We start from the raw sequence: 19,775 nt of genomic DNA, 5'->3' as shown, positions 1-19,775 counted from the left end.
GATCTTATTCGAGAGCGTCTCTCAGACGACGCTCATAATGACGATAGTACTTGTCAGCCAAAAGCTCGCTTTTGACGAGGACCGCCACATCTGTCGTATTGAATTGCTCATCCACCACAGCTCCATCGCCGATGAACCCCCCAAGACGCAGATATCCCTTGATGAGCGGTGGCAGCTTTGACAGGCATTTGCGATGATCAAGCAGATGCGGATCACTGCGCTGCATATCCACATACCGGTCCGGCAGGGCGCGGATGCGAAGGGCCGGCGGCGCAAGATGGTTGTGATAAAGATAGGTCAGTTCATCTGCCATGAGATCGGGGTTTGTTCCCGGCAGGCTTGCGCAGCCAAACAGAACATCAATGCGATGCAGGAAGATATAGGAAGCAATACCGCGCCACAATAATTGCATGGCCGAGCGACCACGGTAACGCTGATCTACACAGGAGCGACCCACCTCAAGCAAACGACCCGGAAACTCGGTGAGGGTCGAGATGTCGTATTCACTTGAGGTATAGAAACGCCCGAGCTGAGCCGCCTTGTCACTCGTGAGCAGACGGTAGGTCCCCACCACACCTTCGGCGCCAGATGACACGGCATGGTCAATTACCAGAAGATGGTCTGCCACCTCGTCGAAATCGTCGATATCGCGCTTGAGACGCGCTGTGCGTTCGTCTGCACGGGCGCCCATTTCCTCAAAAAATACGCGATAGCGCAAGGCCTGTGCGGCTTCGCGCTCAGCGTCGGTTGCAGCTATACGCACGCCAAGCTGCCCTCCCCGTAGTTCCGGGAAGGAATCCCGGGACAGATCGAGGCTTGAGAGCGTCTGACCGGCTGAGGGTGTGTTCTCGCCATCCGTAACCAGAAGGCGCAGTATGTCGGCGTGGGAAGGTTTGGCGCTCATCAATCCTGACCTGTCGAGCCGTCCGCTTTCCGGGGCATACGGCGACCGAAAAGTTCGAGACGATGCGATACCAGATCGAAGCCCAGACGCCGGGCCAGAGCCTCCATCAAAGCTGCATGGTCTTCGTCTTCGAATTCGACGACATGGCCGGAATCGACATCAATAAGATGATAATGGTGCTGGTGCCCTGGCTCGCTGGCCTCATATCGCGCACGCCCGCCACCGAAATCACGACGCTCGAGAATGCCTTTCTCCTCGAGCAGACGAACAGTACGATAGACTGTTGCGATGGAAATCCGTGCATCGAGTTGCGAGGCGCGACGATAAAGCTCCTCTACATCCGGATGATCCTCAGCCTCGGACAAGACGCGCGCGATGACGCGGCGCTGCCCCGTCATCTTGAGGCCTCGGTCGATACATAATTGCCCGATGCGCGACTCTTCCTGAGCCCGCCCGCTTCGCTTCGCGTCAGCTTTCGCTTCAGATACCATGGCATACGGCGTAGCCGAAAAAACTGCCCTTTGCCAACGTTAAGTATCCGACAAAGGGTGCCTTTCTCATCGACGGTGGCCAAGACCGATCTTGCGCGCGAGATTCGAGCGATGGCTGGCGTAGTTGGGTGCCACCATGGGATACTCTGGCGGCAGATCCCAGCGCTCACGGTACTGCTGGGGTGTCATGTCATAAACGGTCTGGAGATGGCGACGCAGCAGCTTCAGCTTTTTGCCATCCTCGAGACAGATGATATAATCCGGAAATACTGATTTCTTTGGCGGCACTGCGGGTGTCGGTTTGACAATTTCGGGCTTTGTATTGGCAACATTGGATAAAGTCTGATGAATCATCCGAATGAGATTTGGCAGGTCCTGACCAGAAACTTCATTATGTGCCACATAGGCAGAAATGATCTGCGTTGTTAGCTTTTGCAAAATTAAGTTATCTGAATCGTTTGACATATAAATTTCCTTCCGTCCAATACATGCACCAAAAACGAATACACTGAATAAAACATATAGTTCAAGAAAATATATTAATTAGATAAAGGACAACAATACAATGACGATGCAAATTGTTGATATCACTAATAAGACATGCCCCATGACCACGGTCCATGTGCGTCTGGCGCTGGACCGGGCAAGGAGTGGAGATGCACTGGCCATATTTCTAAAGGGGGAAGAAACGCGCCGCAATGTGCTCGCCCTGCTTCAAACGCTGGGACAGAAAGCCGAATGCACAGCCGCTCAGAATCCTGATGAAGGTGATTACCGCATCTCGTTATGTAAATCATAACGCATGACCAATGCATCACTTCCATCAGAATAATAAGAGCGTCTCAGCCCGCAATCCACAAATCCCTGGCCTTCGTAAAGCGCAGTCGCTGCGACATTACGAACCGATACTTCCAGAAAAAGACAACGTGCACCACGCTTGACGAGATGCTCCGTGCTTTCTTGCATCATCCTGCGCGCAAGACCCTTCCGTTGATGAGTCCGCGCAACGGCAATTGTCAGGATCTCGGCCTCATCAAGGCACTGACGCACCAGCAGAATGCCTGCAGGCGCAGCATTTTCGGTCATTATCCAGCCTATAATACCGGGCGTGCTCAGCAACTCTCCAAAGGCCGCAGCGCTCCATTGTTCAGGCTCCGCAAAAGCGTCCCGGTGCAGAGCAGCGCAGATTTGTGCATGAGCAGAATGTAATGCGAGAACCGAAATTTCAGACTTCATGCCTGTGGCGCTGGACGCAGGCCGCGGGCCGGTAGCTTGGCCTCAGGCGCATCAATATAGAGCGGCTCAAGCATGCCACTGTCCGACGCCTGCAGGCCCGCCGCCAAAATCATGTGAATATCAAGAGCGTTCGGACCCAGTTCTTTGTTTCCGAGCTTTTCGGGTGTCATCATACTCACCCCATTGCCCACGAGGGGTGCGTTGCCTCCGGTCTGAACCTCGGTTGGTGATCCCGCCCAGAAGCTACCATCAGCCCATTCTGCAAACAGGCGATCGCGACGCGCCCGTGTCAGGCAGATTGCGGATTCCAGCCCTGGCCTGGTACGAAAGCAGGCCCCAGTGGTGACACCGCGAAGCCGCGCACCAGTACCATGAGCGAGCCCATTGGCCAGCGCCAGACTCGCCCGCAATCCCGTAAACGACCCTGGTCCCGTCACGGCTATGATAAGCTGGGGACCTTCAGACCACCCGGGCAACTGGAAAAAATCCCGGCAATGTGCTGCGAGAGACGCTGTTGCTCCCAGATCCTGAAGGACCACATGGGCAACACAACGACGCCCCTCGAACGCTGCCACATCACCTGCGCTGGAAGCACCCAATGTCGCGCCATTGAGCACAAGGCAACGCATTTCGACTGCTGTCGCCATCAGAGCACGAGGCAGGTTTCGTCAAAAGCGAGACGCATGGCACGATCGGCTGAAGGCGGTGCGTCGGCATAGCCCAGTCCGGCGATGAAGTTGACCCGCCAGCCCGTATCTGAAAGGAAATCCTCATCGACCGTATAACTGTCAAATCCCGAAAATGGCGCGACATCCAGGCCCAGCGCACGCGCGGCAAGGATCATGTATCCCCCCTGGAGCGACCCGTTACGAAACGCGGTTTCCTCAGACAGGCCAACATCTGCGGCAAACCAGTTGCGCAGGTTCTCCTCGCGGCTCAGCCGGGGCAGATGTTCGAAGAACAGAGGGTCATGACAGACCAGCACAATCACCGGCGCAGCAAGACATCGCTCGACATTGCCCGCAGACAATGCTGGCCTCAGACGTTCCTTCATGTCTTCGGATGTCAGGAAAACAAAACGTGCCGGGCAGCAATTGCCCGAGGTAGGGCCCTGCTTGACAAGATCATAGAGCGCAACCAGCGTTTCGCGCTCGACAGGACGACTGGACCATCCGGTTGGTGTTCGCGCAAGACGAAATAACTGATCAAGCGCATCAGCATCAATGGAAGTCGGCGTGCGGTTCCCGCCAGCCACACCTTGTGCGCGATCGTGGCGGGTACTGCCAACTACAACAGACTGATCAGGGCTCGAGCCATCCAGCGACACCAGGCTAGGGGACTCTGGCTGACTCTCACTCACGGCTTCAATCCTCGACTTGCTCTACGGCCACGACTTCAGGAACATAGTGACGCAGCATGTTTTCCACACCATGCTTCAGCGTGGCACGCGACGAGGGGCACCCTGCACAGGCGCCCTGCATCGTCAGGCGCACGACACCGTCGCGATATCCTCTGAATACGATATCACCCCCGTCTCCTGCAACGGCGGGACGGACACGCGTATCGAGAAGCTCCCGGATCTGTGCAACGACAGCTTCGTCCTCAGGAGCAATTGCTTCTTCCTCGGTCTGGGCTACTGATTCGAGGCTCGGCTCGCCCGATTCGAAATGGCTGATAATGGCAGCCAGGAGAAGCGGCTTGAGCGTATTCCAGCTGAATTCGTCTGTTTTGGTAACAGAGATGAAGTCACCGCCAAGGAAGACGCCACAAACCCCCTGCACATCGAATAGGGCGACGGCGAGAGGCGAGCGACCGGCAGCGGCGCTGGCATCAGCAAAATCAGCCGTCCCACGGTGGCCGGTAACAGCTCGACCAGGCAAAAACTTCAGGGTTGCGGGATTGGGGGTGTCTTCAGTCTCGATGAACATCACAACTCTCGGATCGCAGTTATCGCTGTGACATGTGCCATCAATCGTGACTCCGCAAGTCCCCTATCCCTCGAATCAACTCACTCCAGGTTCAAGAGGCAGCATGATCTGTACGCACAGCCCCCGTCCCGGAACATTATGCAGATCGACCTTACCTTTTGCCCGCCCGACCTCACGCGTCACAATCGCGAGGCCAAGACCCATGCCACCTGTAGCCCGTGAGCGCGATCCTTCGACCCGATAGAATGCTGAAAGAACATTTTCGAGTTCGGCCTCGGGGATTCCAGGCCCGTCATCGACGACAGAAATCACCACTTCCTTGCCATCTGTCTCGAGCGTGACATGCGCGTCACCGCCGTAATTGCAGGCATTGTCGATCAGATTGGCAAAGACACGCTTGATAGCGAGAGGACGAACCTTCGCTTGGCAACGATCAGGACCCGTGTAGCTGGTCTCGCGCCCCCGGTCACTTTGGGAGTCAAGCAAGGTGTTCAGGGTCGCTACGAGATCAACCTGCTTGATGGGCTCCGGATCCAGATCACCAGCAAGATAGGCCAGCACGCCGGTCACCATTGCCTCCATCTCATCGATATCAGCTTCAATCGCGAGCTGTGTCTCCACATCATCCATGAAACCGGCACGCAACCGCAAGCGAGCGAGCGGCGTACGCAGATCATGCGACACGGCAGCGAGAATCTCGGTCCGGTCATTGATGAGTCGACGGATACGGTGCTGCATCTTGTTGATCGCCTGGGCGAGCCCGCGAACCTCTCGCGGGCCACGCTCATCGACCATGGCCCATTGCATGTCGTCAGATTTGGCTATGCTGTCTGCCACCTGAGCCAGGGCTCGCAGGGGGGTGCTGAGTGCACGTACGATCATGGCAGCAGCGATGGCAACTGCGCCTGCCGTGATGGCCGCTGATGCCAAGCCGCCCGTCATGTGCCTGTGTTTGAGAATACCCGGCACATTGAATGCGAGACGGCTGCCATCAGCGAGTTGCAGACTGCCATGAATGCTTGAAGAATCTGCCCGGTCTGCCCAGACGCGAATATCGGCCTTTCCGAGATCGCGATCATTGGAAATCAGGCTGTCTTCGACCTGACGTAACCTGTGTGGTTGGTCGAGGTCGATCGGCTGATTGGCCGACCGCCAGCTGACACTGATACCATTATCCGAAAGGAGGGCCCCGAGCAGGCCGCGCTGACTGATGGGTGTCGTGCGCAACACACGAAGATCAGTGCTCAGCTCCTCTGCGAGTTGGGTGATGCGGCTATCGTCGTCAATGTATGTTTCCGCTTCTTCATAGAAGAAAGCGCTGGCCACAAAGACCAATATGACGGCAGCCAGCAGAACCACGCTGACCCGGCCGACAAGGCCGACCGGCCAGAGGCGGATGATGCGAGGCGTGTTTCCCCCTCCAAGACTTAACGGCATGGGGTTTTAGACGCGCTCGACTTCTGCTACGAAAATATATCCCAGACCGCGCACTGTACGAATGAGCGCATCTGCATCAGCGCCGAGCTTGCGGCGGAGCCGGCTCACCAGCACATCGATGCTTCGGTCGGAAACGTCTCCCAGACGCGTGCGTGAGAGTTCGAGAAGACGATCACGGGCAATCACACGCTGCGGATTATCCAGAAAGCTCGTCAACAGATCGTGCTCGGCGCCCGAGATATCGACCACAGCACCTGACGGATCAGTGAGTTCACGACGACGCAGGTCGAGTTTCCAGCCTGCAAAAAGGATCGTTTCCTTGCGCGAGACCTCGGCCGGAGCAGTATTCTGGCCGCGGCGCAGAACGGCTCGGACGCGAGCCAGAAGTTCGCGCTGGCCGAACGGCTTGGCGACGTAGTCGTCAGCACCGATCTCGAGACCGAGAACACGGTCGCGTTCCTCCCCGCGAGCAGAAACCATGATGATCGGCGTTTGTGCCAGGGGTGCTTCACCGGGATGATTCGTACCCTGACCGTTACGAATTGCCCGGCATAGTTCCACGCCGCTGGTTTTGGGCAGCATGACGTCCATGACGAAGAGATCAACCGGACCAACTGCCAGGGCATCCCACATCTCGTCCCCTGATGCGACGCTGCGGACCCGAAAGCCATCACCCTGCAGGGCGCGCTGGATCAGGGTACGCATGCCCGGATCATCTTCGACGATGAGAATACGCGCAGGCAGGTCGGCTGCGGGGGAAGGAGCAGTAGGAGCTGTCGTCATTATCCCATCGATCATTCAGTGGTAAACGAGATTTGATACAATCTATGTCTGTGTTCGCGCAAGAACAACCGTGTCGATGGGAAACGACGTGTTTTACCTCACTTTGATGGTTTCGTCAGCAAAAGGGTCCAGAGTTGGGCCAGATCCTGAGACCCGTGATCTCCATGGACGTCGGCAAACGTCTTGACCGCGTCCGCCTTTCGGCCGCCATCCATCTGCGCCATGCCGAATTGCAGCTTGGCACCCTCGGGTGCTGTTGGATTCTTCCCGAGCCCTTCGCGCATCAAGGCCAGACCTTCATCGACCTGCCCATTCAGCACGAGATTGTAGCCCGCGGTGAGCGACGGCGCCGCATTGGGCATCTTGCGCGCGGCGGCAGCGTCAGCAGCCAGCGTGGCCTTGGTCTCGGCGGCGCGCTTGACCACCATCGCCTTCAGGCGGGCCTCACGCGCGGCGCCCTGGTCCTTGCCCAGCGCCCCTGAGGCATAGGCCTGGTTCATCAGGTTGAGTCCAAGCTGCGGCAGACCGGCCTGAACAGCGCGCTCGACCATATCCATATAATCTGACGGGTCCTTGAGCACACCCGTCGTCATACGCAGACGTTCGAGGTTGAACTGCAGGGCATCAGGCATCTGGGGGTCGGCTGCCAGATTATGGATCAGCATCGCCCAGTAATCAGGCTTGGAGTAGTATTTGGCGAGCAGCACGTAGGCATGTGTCTCGTTCGCCGAATCCTTCATCTGATGATAGCAGGTCGCCAGGAACTGAAGCTGGTTCTCGGGCGGGATACGCTTGGCCTTGATCTCGTCGTTGATCTGGTCCTGCTGCACGCGCGCAGCGTTCTTGTAGTCCTGCTGCAGGTAGTAGGACTGGACCAGAAGCGTCTGCATCTGGGCGTTCGGGCCAGCAATCTTGAGATAGCGCTCGATAGCCGGGACAGCGTGCGCGTAATCCTTGGCATTATAGGCCATGGTCGCGTTGGCCATCAGCATCTGCTGCTTGGCTGCAGCGGGTGTGCGCGGTGACGCGATCAGCACGTCATAGGCCTTCGAGGCCGCGGCCACATCGCCCGACGAGGCAGCAACAGCCGCGCGCATCTGGGCAATGGTATATTTCTCGTATTCGGTTTTCCCCGGAATCGCATCAGCCGCGTTCACGGCGCTCATGGCCTTGGCGTAGTTTTTCGCGCCCAGAGCCGTTTGCGCTTCCTGCAGGGGTTTGCCGACCTTGGCACTCAGCTGATCTTCAGCATGAGCGATCGTGACGAGCGAAGACCCGATGACCGGAACGAAAGAGGAGGCTGCCAGAAGCGAGCTGGCAACCAGGAGGGCGCGAGAACAACGGGGAAAACGCACTTACTGTCCTTCCATGAACTGGTCTTGACCGACGATACCGAGCTTGGTGATGCCAAGACGCTGGGCGTCGGCAAGCACATGGGCAACCGTCTTGTAGTCTGCCAGGCGATTGGGGTGAATATGCATCTCGGGCTGATCGGGCAGGTTTGCCGCGTTCATGAAGCGCGCCTGAAGATCGGCTTCGGAGGAGACGGGTTCGCCATTCCAGCTGATGGAATTGTCGAAATCGACCGCAACCGTGACAACCTTGGGCTCTTCGGTGCTCGGCGGCGGATTGCCCTGCGGCAGGTCCAGCGCGACCGAATGCGTCTGAAGCGGAATGGTGATGATCAGCATGATGAGCAGCACGAGCATGACGTCAATCAGGGGCGTCGTGTTGATATCGACGATGCCCTCGTCTTCATGCGTGCTGTCGGATCCGACGCTCATGGCCATGAGAGAACTCTCCAACAGGCGGAAAGCCGGCCAAGACCGGCATCCGGAAAAAACGGAGCCGGAGCCCCCTGTGACCCTGCGGGATCAGCAGAAGGCTCCTGAAGCGGGGTCCTGACCGAAATCAGGAGTGAGGCTGCTCGGTGATGAAATCGATGCGATAGATGCCAGCTTCCTGGCAGGTCGCGACGATTTTGCCGACAGCTTCGTAACGGGCCTTGCCGTCACCCCGGATCTGGATCTGGGGCTGGGGCTTGATGACTGCGACCTTCTCGAGACGATCGAGCAGATCCTGATGACCACGCAGAGGAACTTCGTTCCAGTACGCCTGACCATTCGCCGTGACCGCCAGGACAATGTTGCCTGGCTTGGTCTGGGTCGGCTGGTTGGCGTCGCGCGGCAGCTGCACCTTCACGGAATGCGTCGCAACCGGGATGGTGATCAGGAAGATGATGAGAAGAACAAGCATGACGTCAACGAGCGGCGTCGTGTTGATCGCCGAGACGACTTCGTCTTCTTCACCACCCCCACCGACGTTCATCGCCATGATCAGGCAACTCGCGAGCTGGTGGTCGTGGTCGTCGGGCTGTGGTCAGGGCTGACCGTCGGGGCAACACCGTGACGGAAGCCACCCAGCAGGACGGACTGGACGTCGGCGGCGAAGTTGCGCACGCGATCCATGGCGCCCTTGTTGCGACGGACGAGCAGGTTGTAGCCCAGAACGGCCGGAACAGCGGTGGCAAGACCGATAGCCGTCATGATGAGCGATTCACCAACCGGACCGGCAACCTTGTCGATCGAGGCCTGGCCTGCAATGCCGATGGCGGTCAGGGCGTGATAGATACCCCAGACGGTGCCGAACAGACCGACGAACGGCGAGGTCGAACCCACGGTGCCGAGGAAGGCGAGGCCGCCCTGCAGACGCGTGTTGATGGTGTCAACCGAACGCTGAACGGACATGGCGGTCCAGCTATGCAGGTCGATGGCGTCGCGCATCGAGCCTTCATGGTGCTCGGCAGCCACAATGCCCGTCTCGGCGATGTAGCGGAACGGCGAAGCCGGCTTCAGGGCAGCAGCGCCTTCCTGAACGGTCGGCTTGGTCCAGAATTCACGTGCAGCTTCCTTGGAAGCCGAGAACACCTTGGACTGTTCCAGGAACTTGGTGACCATGATGATCCAGGTGCCTGCGGACATGATGACCATGATCAGCAGAACGCCACGGGCAATGGCGTCACCGTTGGACCAGAGCGCGCTCAGGCCATACGGGTTTTCCTGCGACTTCGGCGCGGTTGCCTCGGCAGGAGCTTCAGGAGCCGGGGCAGCGGCGTCAGGTGCAGGGGCACCAGCGGCCGGAGCAGCAGCGTCAGGGGCCGGGGCGCCGGGAGCGGGCGCAGCCGCATCGGGAGCCGGGGCGCCGGGGGCAGCCGGAGCAGCGGCGTCGGGCGCTGCGGGAGCCGGGGCTGCAGCGTCGGGAGCAGGAGCCGCAGGCTGGGCAGCCGGGGTTTCCTGGGCAAGAGCAACGGCCGGCACGACCACACCTTGCGCCACGGCAAGCGTGACTGCCAGGGCCGGGGCGGCGAGAGCGGGAAGGCGGAACAGTCTCGTCATTAACTCCAAATCCTCTGAAAAAGAGCCCCTTCAAGAAGGACTCTGGCAGTGCCGCCCCGTTCTCTGCCGGGCGCGGCTTGGTTTCTCACTTTCCGGGGCGCGGAGGCTGCCTGCCCCCTGCCCCGTCGGAAGAAGAAGCCGGGGCTTCTCTTCCGTCATTCCGTCAGGCGACCGGTGCTTTCACGCCGGTCGCCATGCACTCAGTCATCACCCAGGGTGAAGTTGATGTGCAGGGTGTGGTGATGCTCGACCACCGGCTGTCCATTCGTGACCGCAGGCTGGTAACGGGCCTTGCGGAGGAACTCCATGGCAGCCTCGACGAAGGCATGACCACCCGTCGAATTGGTGACCTGGCAGTTTGACGTACGACCGTCGGTGCCGATGTCACAGGCCACGGTAACGCTGCCTTCGCGGTTTTCTTCCAGCATCTCCTCAGGGAAGACCGGACGAGCACCGTTGATCGGCGAGGCACCAGCCGAGTGATCCGGCACAGGCGGGCCCTTCGGCGCTGCGGGAGCGGGCGGCGCATTATTGGCAGGCGGCACAGGTGCCGGCGGCTTTTCATGCGTGACCTGCTTGATCACATGCTTCTGTGGCGGCGGCTGAATCTGGATCTTCGGCGGCGGTATGTACGGCGGCGGCGGCGTCGTCATCTGCGGCGGCGGCGGCGGTGGCGGCGGCGGCGGCGGCTTCTTCGGCTCCGTGATGATCTTCGTCTTGATCGGCGGATGGAACTGTTCGACGATTTTCGAACCCAACCCGTTCACCAAGGCGTAGATCACAACGACGTGGAAAAGCACAGCGATTGCGATGCCGACGATGTACTTCGTCGGGCGTCGCTCCTGCTCGGCGTAGTTCATCGGTTGTGTCACTCCAAACCCTCTGTCCTGAGCCCCACACCTCTCTTGGCGAGAGGGGCGGACCGACTTGATAATATCGCAACCGCCCCATGCGACTTGCGTTCCGGTCAGGCGTCAGTCTGGCCGACACATCCCGAAATGTTTACCATGCTCCCAGCGCATGGCTCCCGTGCAAATTGGGCAAAGGTAAGGCACTGCTGTCAAGTCAGTTTCGTTTCGATCGCACCGTTTTCCGACAGGCAAGGTTTTGCATACCAGCGGCACGACACTTTGAGACACAGTGAAACGGAACATTAATTCACTGCAAGAGTAATATTTGTGAAACGCGCAAAAAGAGGCTGAAAGTCTTGCGCCGCAAGAGATTCAGCCCCTTGTCGCCAAAGCCATCTATTGGGCGTTGGCGCTGGCCTCCGAACGCGTTGCGCCTACGCGTTGGGCAAGTGCTGCGGACATGAAATCGTCCAGCGCGCCATCAAGCACTGCATCGGGATTGCCTTTTTCCACCCCGGTACGGAGATCCTTGACCAATTGATACGGCGCCAGAACGTATGAACGAATCTGGTGCCCCCAGCCAATATCGGTCTTGGCTGCCTCGGTCTGGGCTGCGGCAGCTTCGCGCTTCTGCAGCTCGGCCTCGTACAGGCGGGCCTTCAGCATCTGCATGGCCGTTGCACGGTTGCGGTGCTGTGAGCGGTCGGTCTGACAGGCGACAACAATACCGGTCGGGATATGCGTGATGCGAATCGCCGAATCGGTCTTGTTAACGTGCTGCCCACCTGCGCCGGAGGCCCGGAACGTGTCGACCTTGAGATCGCCGTCATTCACCTCGATCTCGATCGTGTCGTCCACGACGGGATAGACCCAGACGGAAGCGAAAGAGGTCTGGCGGCGGGCAGCGGCGTCAAACGGCGAGATGCGCACGAGTCGATGCACGCCAGCCTCGGTCTTGAGCCAGCCATAGGCATTGGCACCCGTGACCAGAAGCGTGGCAGACTTGATACCAGCCTGCTCGCCCTCACTGGTTTCCATGATGGTCACCTTGTAGCCGCGCTGCTCTGCCCAGCGCGTATACATGCGCAGCATCATTTCGGCCCAGTCCTGAGCCTCCGTGCCACCGGCGCCGGCATTGACCTCGATATAGCAGTCATTGCTATCCGCCTCACCCGAGAGCAGGCTCTCGATCTGGCGTGCATTGGCCTGCTCGGCCAGCTTGCGCAGGGTTGCAACGGCTTCGGCAACCGTATCCTGATCCTGCTCGTCCTCGGCCAGCTCGACAAGCTCGAGCATATCGGCGGTGTCCTGCTCGATCTTCTCGACACCTTCGATCTGTGTCGCCAGAAGCGTCCGCTCGCGCATCAGCTTCTGTGCGGCGTCGGCATCATTCCACAAATCGGGGTCTTCTACCCGGTGATTGAGTTCGGCGAGACGTGTCTGTGCAGCATCCCAGTCAAAGATGCCTCCTCAGCAGTGCCACCGACTGCTTGATCTGCTCCGATAGGGCCTCGGTTTCGGCCGACATGATTCATGCTCCTGCGTGTTCGTTGGGTCTCAATAAAGCCCGCCCATGCCAATGTCACCCTGTGGCTGGGCATTGGGGGCTTGTTGTTTTTTGGCGGCACCTGAATTCTCACCGCCCGGCTCGCTCAGCCCGGCCTGACTCGATGCCCCTGCCATGTCGGTTTCCGTATCATACAGATCGGTCCCGGTATCGGCCGCAGTGAGCGCTTCTGTTCCCGCGCCGAAGCCTTGAAGGGCGATGCTCATGCCTGGCACCTGATCAGCCTTGAAACCGTCGACCGCCATCAGTCTGCCGGTATCGTAACGGGCCAGAGTCACACCTTCTGGCACACGGAAATGCAGTTCCGGCCGCCCCTCGAGGGCCACCTTCATGAAACGGTTCCAGATCGGCCCGGCAATACGCCCGCCCGTCTCGCTCTTGCCAAGCGATTGCGGGGTGTCGAACCCGATCCAGACCACTGTGACGATATCGGGGGTGAAACCGGCAAACCACGCATCGCGGAAATCCTGGCTGGTACCCGTCTTGCCCGCTATGTCACGCGTAATGCCCTGCCCGGCAATCGTACCTGTGCCACGCTTGATCACGTCCTGCATCATGGCCGTAATCTGATAGGCGCTTGCGGCACTCGCGACCTGACGACGGTTGTCCTGCACCTGCGGCACTTCAACACTGCCGGGTGCCGGACCCGCAGGGGCGACAGGCGGCGGCGTGGCTGGTGTCGTCATATCCGCCGGGTTGCCAGAGGGCGCAGCAGCGGGCGTCGCGCCGGGGGCTCCGGCCGTAGTCACGATTGCTGTCTGGTTAGGGGCCTGCATGGTCGTGCCAAGAGCGAGGCCCTCGGGCTTCCACAGGACGCTGCCATCGCGATCCAGCACCTCATCGATCAGGCTGGGTGTCACCAGCTTGCCGCCGGAAGCGATCGTGGCATAGGCCCCCGCCTCGCGCAGCACCGTGGTCTCGACCGCACCGAGGGCTGCTGGCAACACATGCGGCATCTGGTCGACCAGACCGATGGAGATCGCCATATCGGCCACGGATTTCATGCCCAGATGCGCTGCCAGGCGAATCGTCACAAGGTTGCGGCTCTCACGCAGGGCATCATGCAGGGTTGTCGGGCCCCAGTTGTCTTCCTCGTAATTCTTGGGATGCCAGTCACCATAGGAGACCGGTGCATCATCGAACTTCTCGGAGGGCGGTATGCCCTGCTCCATCGCATCAAGATAGACGAAGGGCTTGAACGATGATCCGGGCTGACGCAGCGCCTGTGTAGCACGGTTGAACTGCGATTCTTTGAACGACCAGCCGCCCACCATCGCCAGCACACGCCCGGTGCGCGCATCGAGACTGACAAGCGCACCTTCAACCTTCGGAACCTGTCGCACGGCCACGCGACCGGACTCGGCCTGAGGCTCGATCATGATCACATCGCCGGCAGCCAGAGCACCAGCGTTGCGCATCCAGCCCAGATCCTTGGGGATGACCTGACCTTCCTGCTTCTCTCCATGGGAGAGCCAACCGACGCGCCCCTGAGCAGGGTTGAGCACGACTGCCAGACGCCACTGATCGATCATCCCGGCAGGAGGCGTAACGTCTTTCAGCGCCTCAACCCAGCCGTCACCGGCCACAGCATCGTGCAGCTTCGTCACAGGGCCACGCCAGCGGCTATGGCTGCGGTCGTACTCCATGAGCCCCTGACGAAGGCTCAAAGTCGCAGCATCCTGCAACTTGCGATCAAGGCTCGTATGCACCTCAAGGCCGCCCTGCATGGCACGGTCAGGCCCGTAACGATCAATCAGCTGACGGCGTACCTCGCTGCCGAACCATTCGGCATTGGGCAGTGGGCCAAAGCGCACGGCATCATGCGGAATGAGGGGCTCTTTCTGCCCTACTGCGGCCTCCTCGCGTGAGATGGCATGGATTTCAGCCATGCGGTCCAGCACCCAGTTCCGGCGCTCGATGGCACGCTCGGGATGGCGGTACGGGTTGTAATTGGCAGGTGATTTCGGCAGCGCGCCCAGGAAAGCCGCCTCAGCATTGGTCAGCTGATCGAGCGGCTTGTTGAAATAGGTCTGCGCAGCGGCGGCCACGCCATAGGCGCCATTACCGAGATAGATCCCGTTGAGATAGATTTCGAGGATCTTGTCCTTGCTCAGCGTCTGCTCGATGCGCAGCGCCAGAAGGGCTTCCTTCTCCTTGCGCTCCAGCGTGCGGGCATTGCTGTTGAGCAGCATGTTGCGCGCGACCTGCTGCGTAATGGTTGAAGCACCCAGAGCCCGCTTGCCGCGATGGGTCAGGTTCGTCAGCTCGGCACGCAGGATGGCCAGAGGGTCCAGGCCCGCATGGGTATAGAAATTCTGATCCTCAGGCGCGATGAAGGCATTTTTCACGCGTTCCGGAATGGCATTGATCGGGATATAGATCCGGCGTTCGGCTGCCAGCTCGGCCATGATATGATCGTCGGACGTATAGATGCGGCTGACGGTCGGCGGCTGATAGGTCTTGAGCGTATCGACGCTCGGCAGATCAGACGCGATGCGCTCATACTGATGCCAGACGAACAGCCCCGATCCGGCCACCCCCACCAAAGCAATACCGGCAGCGATTGCAAGGCCCTGACGCCAGCGGCGGAAACGCGGACCACGAGGCGGCTGGCGTCCCCCTTCGGGACCGCGTTGCCCGCCCCCCATAGGGACGCGCCCGCTGCCTCCGCCACCTTGGGCAGTCGAGAACCAGAATAGGGGGAACCCGGTGGAGGAAAGGGCGGTGGTGGCGTGGATCATGGCAAGCGTTCTAGCATTGTCCAGCGCCCTCGTCGCCCCCCGCAATCATGGCAGGAAAAGCCTTAATTTTCGGAACTTTTCCAAGCCTCGCGGCCCTGCTTGTCCAGAGCTGCGCACTCCTCCTCGCTCAGGGTGATGGACGCAGCCCGGACATTCTCTTCCAGGTGGGCGGGACTGCCGGTTCCGGGAATGGGCAGCATGACCGGCGAACGATGCAGAAGCCATGCCAGGGCAATCTGTCCCGGTGAGGCGTCACGGTCTTTCGCTATGGCATCGAGCACCGTGCCGGGCCGAGCCAGAGACCCGGCTGCCAGCGGTGCCCAGGGAATGAAGCCAATCTGGTGCGCCTCGCAGTAATCGAGCACATCCTCAGATTTGCGATCGACAAGATTGAAGCGGTTCTGGACAGTGGTCACAGGGAAGAAAGCGCCCGCCCGCTCGATCATTGGCACATCGACTTCGGACAGACCAACGTGACGGATCAGCCCCTCCTGCTGCAGTTTGGCTATAGCCTCGAACTGCGTTTCCGGCGGGCAGTCAGCCCCCACACGGTGAAGCTGCCACAGATCAATGCGTTCCACACCCAGCCGACGGAGCGACATAAGCACGCATTGACGGAGATAATCAGGATGACCAACAGGACGCCAGATATCGGGGCCGTGACGGGTCAGGCCACCCTTGGTGGCAATAACCTGCCCGCCATAGGGAAAGAGCGCCTCACGTATCAGATCTTCCGAGACGAAAGGCCCATAGGAATCTGCCGTGTCGATCAGGGTAATTCCGAGATCGCGCGTATGACGCAAGGTCGCAACAGCCTGTTCGGGGCTCTGTGGCGCGCCCCATACTCCTTTGCCGGTGATACGCATGGCGCCAAAACCGAGCCGGACGACTTCGAGATCACCACCTATGGCAAAAACGCCGGATTGTGCTGCATCAATGGATGGCATCGTGTGGACTCCTCATTGGCTGGATACCTGATCAACGCAGGCCGACCCGGCCGGGTTTGGAGTAATGCCCTGCCCTTCCATTTCATCGCACGTAAGACCCCTCTGGAACGAGGTATCCCGGAAGGGGACTGGCCCAACCAATCCCCACCCGGGACCGCAGAACTACCCTGCGCTGACGCTCATATTATCTGCGGCGCTTTCATCGGCACAGTGATAGGGGCCTCCGGCGAGGATCTCGAGCGAGACGAGCCTGTGTTCCACGCCACTCGTATGCGCGAGGAAAAGGAAGCCATTTCCCCTGGTCCAACGCGATGCACCCCCCGCATAGTCATGCCAGCCGCTCATTTCGCAGGGTGAGAGATGCCTGTCATAATCAACGATCTCGCCGGATACGAATTGGAGGATCTGCCCCACCAGCACACCAAGCTCACGGCGGTCATCGTGGAACGGACCGATGATATCGCAAGGCCGCGCAGACCGTGAGCGAATGGTCACGCTCTGAGCCGAGGGAGGAATCTGGAAGATGTGCTTCGTGCCAGCAATACGCAGCGGCCGAACAATCACCCCGTTATCCGTCACCAGATGCAGATCAGCATGATCGGTCAATGCACGCTCCGGTTTCGTAGCTCCGGGCTGGCTCATATCGATACGGCGGTAGATCGGTTCTACCCGCTCGCGATCTGTCATGAGAGGCGCAGCCGCATCATGCTCCCAGCACAACGCAGCGGTCGCGGGTTCAACAAGTGAGGACTGGATGGTAAACATGGCCCGGTTACCGGTATCCAGATAGCTTTCAGAGAGCACGCCATCAGCGACGACAACCGAATGGTCCTTCGTCTCGAAATGGTAGAACGCATAATCTTCGCGTGACTTGTCATAGAAGATGGAGTGGCCATTCACCAGCATACGCGCGGGGATAAAATGCCCGTCCAGCAGCAAGCCATGCTCGGCGGTTACATAGAGATCACGGACAGGCATACCGGCCCCCAGAGCATCCTTGCGGATGCAGACAGGATAACCCGCAAGATCATCCGGCAGTGTCCGATCGATCTTACAATGACCGCTGCCTGTCCAGATCACCTCACGCAACTGGGGCTTACCGTCGACGATCGCCGTGATCCGATCACCGACCCGGATCTGTTCAACCGGTACGACGCCTGCTGCGGTCTCAATACCAGTCCCGGCAAGATAACATACGACCAGCAAGATTCCCGTGCCGGAATCTATAATGGAATAACCAGCATTCTGAACATTCTGGATATTCAGTGTCAGGGTGCGACCGTCCTTGAGGCTGAGGAGCAGCTTGTCTGTGCTTTTCGTAACCGAGGCTATCTGGCTCTTTGTCAGACCCTCAATCCTGATTTTATCCGACAGGCTCTCGCTCGCGCCGTTGAACCCCGTGATCAGGGTGGAAGGGAGCGAATTGGCTGAGAGGGTCAGGGTTGCATAGCTGGTAGCTGCAAGGTTGACAGTGCCGCCCACATTCCCGGTCAATCGTGCCGATGCCCCGGCAAGCAGCGAGACGGTGCCGTTGATGCCGCCCCCGCTGCTCACAACGATCGTGGCACCGGATGCAACCGTCTGGTTTTGAACCCGAGCCAGAGTGCCTTGCACGTTCTCTACCGAACCAACACCATAGACAGTACCACCTGATATGAGGCCGTAATTGACAGTGGTCCCTGTCAAACGGGCACCGGTTAGACAGTTGAGAGTTGAATCAAACTCTACAGAACTGTCCTGCAATGTTGCCTGCGCCTGGGCGACGGCGTTCACCCCACCGGTAAGATTTGATTTCTGAACGAGCGCCCCTGCCTGCATTGTCAGCGTACCGCCCACAAATGTCGTCTGGCTAGCGTTACCGCCCCCCTGGATCGTCGTCGCGCAGTTCGTTTGCGCACGCCCCAGGAGCGTACCACCCGGTTGCACCAATATGGTCGAATTGTTGTATCCAACCTGTACGATGACACCAGATTTGATGACGAAATTTCCGCTAGCCATATGACCTGTCCGTTTTTTATTGTGTTTGCATTATAGTAGCACAATATTTTGGTCAGGTCATATTTTTATTATAAAACAATCATATTATTCTTTTTGTAAACAAGAAGTCAGGACGAAGCGGCGCCCTGCACACCAACCTGAAGCATATAAAGTGCGCTTCCCGCACACATCACGATATGATCGCGCTTCGGACCAGCAAAGGTCAGGTTCGAGCAGCCCTGCGGCAGGCGGATACGGCCGAGCAGCACGCCCTGCGGGCTGAAGACGAACACACCGCACAGACCAAGCGGCCCTGTCACGCCACACCACAGATTGCCGAAAACATCGGCCCTGAACCCGTCAGGGTTCATTTGCGCGCCGTGAAAGCGCATGTCAGCAAAAACACGCCCATTGGCCAGACTGTCACCCTGCACATCGAACACGTGAATAGCCTGGTCACCGCCCTTTTTCTGACCCGGCCCAGCCGGGGTCGAGGCGATATAGAGCTTCTTGAAATCGGGGGAGAAGGCCAGACCATTCGGGCAGGTCACGTCCTTTTCCATCAGCACAGCCTTGAGCGTGCCATCCGGGGCAAGGCGGAACACGTGATCCTGCTGGCGCCTGACACCGCCGATCTCGCCAATCAGCTCACGACCGATCTTCCACTTGATCTTGCCATCAGGATTGGTGGGGCCACCCGGTTCGTCGGCATGACCTTCGGAAATGTTGGTTCCGTAGCCCGGATCGGTAAACCAGATGCTGCCATCGGGGTGAGGTACAACATCGTTGGGAGAGTTGAGGCCCTTGCCCTCGAACTTATCGGCAAGCACGGTCACGCTGCCATCATGCTCGAAGCGAACGACGCGACGGAAGAAGTCCTGACAGGTGATCAACCGTCCCTGGAAATCGAAGCAATTGCCGTTGGCTGCATAACTGTCAGGACGGAACTCGGTGACTTCGCCCGTCTCCCAGATATAGCGCAGTGCCTTGGACTGTACGACGTCACTGAAAACCAGATAACGCCCCTCGCTGCTCCATGCAGGGCCCTCGGTCCAGTCGCCCTCGTCATAGATGCGCCGTATGGGGGCTGCGAAATAGGTGAGGTTACTGAAAGACGGATCGAGCGCGATTACATCCGGGTCCGGGAAATAGGCCGGTCCTGCCGACGCCCCCCATTGGCGTGGCGGCTGGCTGATCACGCTCGGCGGTGATGCCGTGACATCCGTGGCGGCGCGTGCCGGCAGGGCAGCGCAGACAGCGCCACCCAGCGCCGTCGTCAGAAACCCTCGGCGAGCGAGGGGCATCTTGAGTTCCATCATATCGTCCTGTGAGCGTTGCCGTTCCTGTTGCCATCCCAGGAACGTTCCGCATCGTAATCCGGACGGGAACAGTTTTGTATCAAGTTATTGTCAGCACGCCTTGTTGTGCGATCAAGGTCTCGCCTGCCTCATAACGGCCATGTGAAGTGCCTAGGTGTGGCTTTCGCCGCATTGACTCGGTGCCATCGGGCGGTGTCAC

20 protein-coding genes are annotated in these 19,775 nt (G+C 59.2%); 1 reads left to right on the top strand and 19 read right to left on the bottom strand.

The genetic code is table 11. The annotated features are described in order from the left end of the window. Positions 1-4: 4 nt before the first annotated feature. The 3 genes from ED655_RS01305 to ED655_RS01295 all read right to left on the bottom strand — a co-directional run bounded on the left by ED655_RS01305 (position 5) and on the right by ED655_RS01295 (position 1,860). Positions 5-904: a GNAT family N-acetyltransferase gene (locus ED655_RS01305; RefSeq protein WP_122048723.1), complete on the bottom strand. Its 900-nt coding sequence runs from the start codon at positions 902-904 to the stop codon at positions 5-7. Then, positions 904-1,395, bottom strand: coding sequence for a Fur family transcriptional regulator (locus tag ED655_RS01300; protein WP_122048722.1), 492 nt, complete (start codon positions 1,393-1,395; stop codon positions 904-906). The genes ED655_RS01305 and ED655_RS01300 overlap by 1 nt, the downstream gene beginning before the upstream one ends. Before the next feature lie 66 nt (positions 1,396-1,461). After that, a complete protein-coding gene (locus tag ED655_RS01295; protein WP_122048721.1) occupies positions 1,462-1,860 on the bottom strand; it encodes a Ros/MucR family transcriptional regulator in 399 nt (132 codons plus the stop codon). A gap of 100 nt (positions 1,861-1,960) precedes the next feature. On the opposite strand from ED655_RS01295, the gene ED655_RS01290 reads away from it, so the two are divergent. Next, a complete protein-coding gene (locus ED655_RS01290; protein WP_122048720.1) occupies positions 1,961-2,194 on the top strand; it encodes a sulfurtransferase TusA family protein in 234 nt (77 codons plus the stop codon). On the opposite strand, the gene rimI is transcribed toward ED655_RS01290, so the two are convergent. The 16 genes from rimI to ED655_RS01210 form a co-directional block, all read right to left on the bottom strand. Continuing rightward, the gene (gene rimI / locus ED655_RS01285) at positions 2,167-2,631 is read right to left on the bottom strand and encodes a ribosomal protein S18-alanine N-acetyltransferase (RefSeq protein WP_122048719.1); all 465 of its coding nucleotides are present in this window, start codon (positions 2,629-2,631) and stop codon (positions 2,167-2,169) included. The two genes, ED655_RS01290 and rimI, sit on opposite strands and share 28 nt — an antisense overlap. Further along, positions 2,628-3,278 carry a tRNA threonylcarbamoyladenosine biosynthesis protein TsaB gene (locus tag ED655_RS01280; protein WP_122048718.1) on the bottom strand — a complete coding sequence of 217 codons (651 nt, stop codon included), beginning with the start codon at positions 3,276-3,278 and terminating at the stop codon, positions 2,628-2,630. The genes rimI and ED655_RS01280 overlap by 4 nt, the downstream gene beginning before the upstream one ends. Further along, complete coding sequence (locus ED655_RS01275; RefSeq protein WP_122048735.1) at positions 3,278-3,886, bottom strand: malonic semialdehyde reductase; 609 nt, start codon at positions 3,884-3,886, stop codon at positions 3,278-3,280. Before ED655_RS01275 ends, ED655_RS01280 begins: the two co-directional genes overlap by 1 nt. A 109-nt stretch (positions 3,887-3,995) precedes the next feature. Continuing rightward, positions 3,996-4,559, bottom strand: a complete 564-nt coding sequence (locus ED655_RS01270) for a NifU family protein (RefSeq protein ID WP_122048717.1) — start codon at positions 4,557-4,559, stop codon at positions 3,996-3,998. Between the two features lie 75 nt (positions 4,560-4,634). Beyond that, entirely contained in the window at positions 4,635-5,996 is a 1,362-nt protein-coding gene (locus ED655_RS01265) for an ATP-binding protein (RefSeq protein WP_122048716.1), read from the bottom strand. A gap of 6 nt (positions 5,997-6,002) precedes the next feature. Next, positions 6,003-6,779, bottom strand: a complete 777-nt coding sequence (locus ED655_RS01260) for a response regulator (RefSeq protein ID WP_240993444.1) — start codon at positions 6,777-6,779, stop codon at positions 6,003-6,005. 98 nt (positions 6,780-6,877) lie between these two features. After that, complete coding sequence (locus ED655_RS01255) at positions 6,878-8,134, bottom strand: hypothetical protein (protein WP_240993443.1); 1,257 nt, start codon at positions 8,132-8,134, stop codon at positions 6,878-6,880. Further along, positions 8,135-8,569 carry an ExbD/TolR family protein gene (locus ED655_RS01250; RefSeq protein WP_023979755.1) on the bottom strand — a complete coding sequence of 145 codons (435 nt, stop codon included), beginning with the start codon at positions 8,567-8,569 and terminating at the stop codon, positions 8,135-8,137. It abuts the gene before it with no gap. A 121-nt stretch (positions 8,570-8,690) separates the two neighbouring features. Next, positions 8,691-9,113, bottom strand: coding sequence for an ExbD/TolR family protein (locus tag ED655_RS01245; RefSeq protein ID WP_023979754.1), 423 nt, complete (start codon positions 9,111-9,113; stop codon positions 8,691-8,693). A 2-nt stretch (positions 9,114-9,115) separates the two neighbouring features. Beyond that, positions 9,116-10,174, bottom strand: a complete 1,059-nt coding sequence (locus tag ED655_RS01240; protein ID WP_023979753.1) for a MotA/TolQ/ExbB proton channel family protein — start codon at positions 10,172-10,174, stop codon at positions 9,116-9,118. A gap of 200 nt (positions 10,175-10,374) precedes the next feature. Continuing rightward, positions 10,375-11,034 (bottom strand): energy transducer TonB, encoded by a 660-nt coding sequence (locus ED655_RS01235; RefSeq protein ID WP_023979752.1) that lies wholly within the window; start codon positions 11,032-11,034, stop codon positions 10,375-10,377. 387 nt (positions 11,035-11,421) lie between these two features. Next, positions 11,422-12,553 (bottom strand): peptide chain release factor 2 gene (gene prfB, locus ED655_RS01230; RefSeq protein ID WP_122048714.1). Its coding sequence is split into 2 segments (ribosomal slippage): positions 11,422-12,483 and positions 12,485-12,553, totalling 1,131 coding nucleotides; the frame shifts between segments, so codons are not numbered across the junction. A gap of 29 nt (positions 12,554-12,582) precedes the next feature. Next, positions 12,583-15,240 carry a penicillin-binding protein 1A gene (locus tag ED655_RS01225; RefSeq protein WP_122048713.1) on the bottom strand — a complete coding sequence of 886 codons (2,658 nt, stop codon included), beginning with the start codon at positions 15,238-15,240 and terminating at the stop codon, positions 12,583-12,585. 155 nt (positions 15,241-15,395) lie between these two features. Further along, entirely contained in the window at positions 15,396-16,280 is an 885-nt protein-coding gene (locus tag ED655_RS01220) for an aldo/keto reductase (RefSeq protein ID WP_122048712.1), read from the bottom strand. Positions 16,281-16,442: 162 nt separating this feature from the next. Continuing rightward, complete coding sequence (locus ED655_RS01215; RefSeq protein ID WP_122048711.1) at positions 16,443-18,278, bottom strand: Hint domain-containing protein; 1,836 nt, start codon at positions 18,276-18,278, stop codon at positions 16,443-16,445. 107 nt (positions 18,279-18,385) lie between these two features. After that, on the bottom strand, positions 18,386-19,561 hold the full coding sequence (locus tag ED655_RS01210; protein ID WP_240993442.1) for an SMP-30/gluconolactonase/LRE family protein: 1,176 nt from the start codon (positions 19,559-19,561) through the stop codon (positions 18,386-18,388). Positions 19,562-19,775: the final 214 nt, after the last annotated feature.

It is taken from the genome of Asaia bogorensis, from assembly GCF_900465345.1.
GTDB classification, from domain to species: Bacteria; Pseudomonadota; Alphaproteobacteria; order Acetobacterales; family Acetobacteraceae; genus Asaia; species Asaia bogorensis_A.
This window is presented reverse-complemented; position numbering and strand designations above follow the sequence as displayed.

Bases quoted from the DNA above. Each gene is read 5' to 3' on its own strand.
- ED655_RS01250 (WP_023979755.1), bottom strand. From the start codon at position 8,569: ATGGCCATGAGCGTCGGATCCGACAGCACGCATGAAGACGAGGGCATC.
- ED655_RS01235 (WP_023979752.1), bottom strand. From the start codon at position 11,034: ATGAACTACGCCGAGCAGGAGCGACGCCCGACGAAGTACATCGTCGGC.
- ED655_RS01290 (WP_122048720.1), top strand. From the start codon at position 1,961: ATGACGATGCAAATTGTTGATATCACTAATAAGACATGCCCCATGACC.
- ED655_RS01280 (WP_122048718.1), bottom strand. From the start codon at position 3,278: ATGGCGACAGCAGTCGAAATGCGTTGCCTTGTGCTCAATGGCGCGACA.
- ED655_RS01245 (WP_023979754.1), bottom strand. From the start codon at position 9,113: ATGGCGATGAACGTCGGTGGGGGTGGTGAAGAAGACGAAGTCGTCTCG.
- ED655_RS01265 (WP_122048716.1), bottom strand. From the start codon at position 5,996: ATGCCGTTAAGTCTTGGAGGGGGAAACACGCCTCGCATCATCCGCCTC.
- ED655_RS01240 (WP_023979753.1), bottom strand. From the start codon at position 10,174: ATGACGAGACTGTTCCGCCTTCCCGCTCTCGCCGCCCCGGCCCTGGCA.
- ED655_RS01210 (WP_240993442.1), bottom strand. From the start codon at position 19,561: ATGCCCCTCGCTCGCCGAGGGTTTCTGACGACGGCGCTGGGTGGCGCT.
- ED655_RS01260 (WP_240993444.1), bottom strand. From the start codon at position 6,779: ATGACGACAGCTCCTACTGCTCCTTCCCCCGCAGCCGACCTGCCTGCG.
- ED655_RS01305 (WP_122048723.1), bottom strand. From the start codon at position 904: ATGAGCGCCAAACCTTCCCACGCCGACATACTGCGCCTTCTGGTTACG.
- ED655_RS01300 (WP_122048722.1), bottom strand. From the start codon at position 1,395: ATGGTATCTGAAGCGAAAGCTGACGCGAAGCGAAGCGGGCGGGCTCAG.
- ED655_RS01225 (WP_122048713.1), bottom strand. From the start codon at position 15,240: ATGGGGGGCGGGCAACGCGGTCCCGAAGGGGGACGCCAGCCGCCTCGT.
- ED655_RS01215 (WP_122048711.1), bottom strand. From the start codon at position 18,278: ATGGCTAGCGGAAATTTCGTCATCAAATCTGGTGTCATCGTACAGGTT.
- ED655_RS01295 (WP_122048721.1), bottom strand. From the start codon at position 1,860: ATGTCAAACGATTCAGATAACTTAATTTTGCAAAAGCTAACAACGCAG.
- ED655_RS01220 (WP_122048712.1), bottom strand. From the start codon at position 16,280: ATGCCATCCATTGATGCAGCACAATCCGGCGTTTTTGCCATAGGTGGT.
- rimI (WP_122048719.1), bottom strand. From the start codon at position 2,631: ATGAAGTCTGAAATTTCGGTTCTCGCATTACATTCTGCTCATGCACAA.
- ED655_RS01270 (WP_122048717.1), bottom strand. From the start codon at position 4,559: ATGTTCATCGAGACTGAAGACACCCCCAATCCCGCAACCCTGAAGTTT.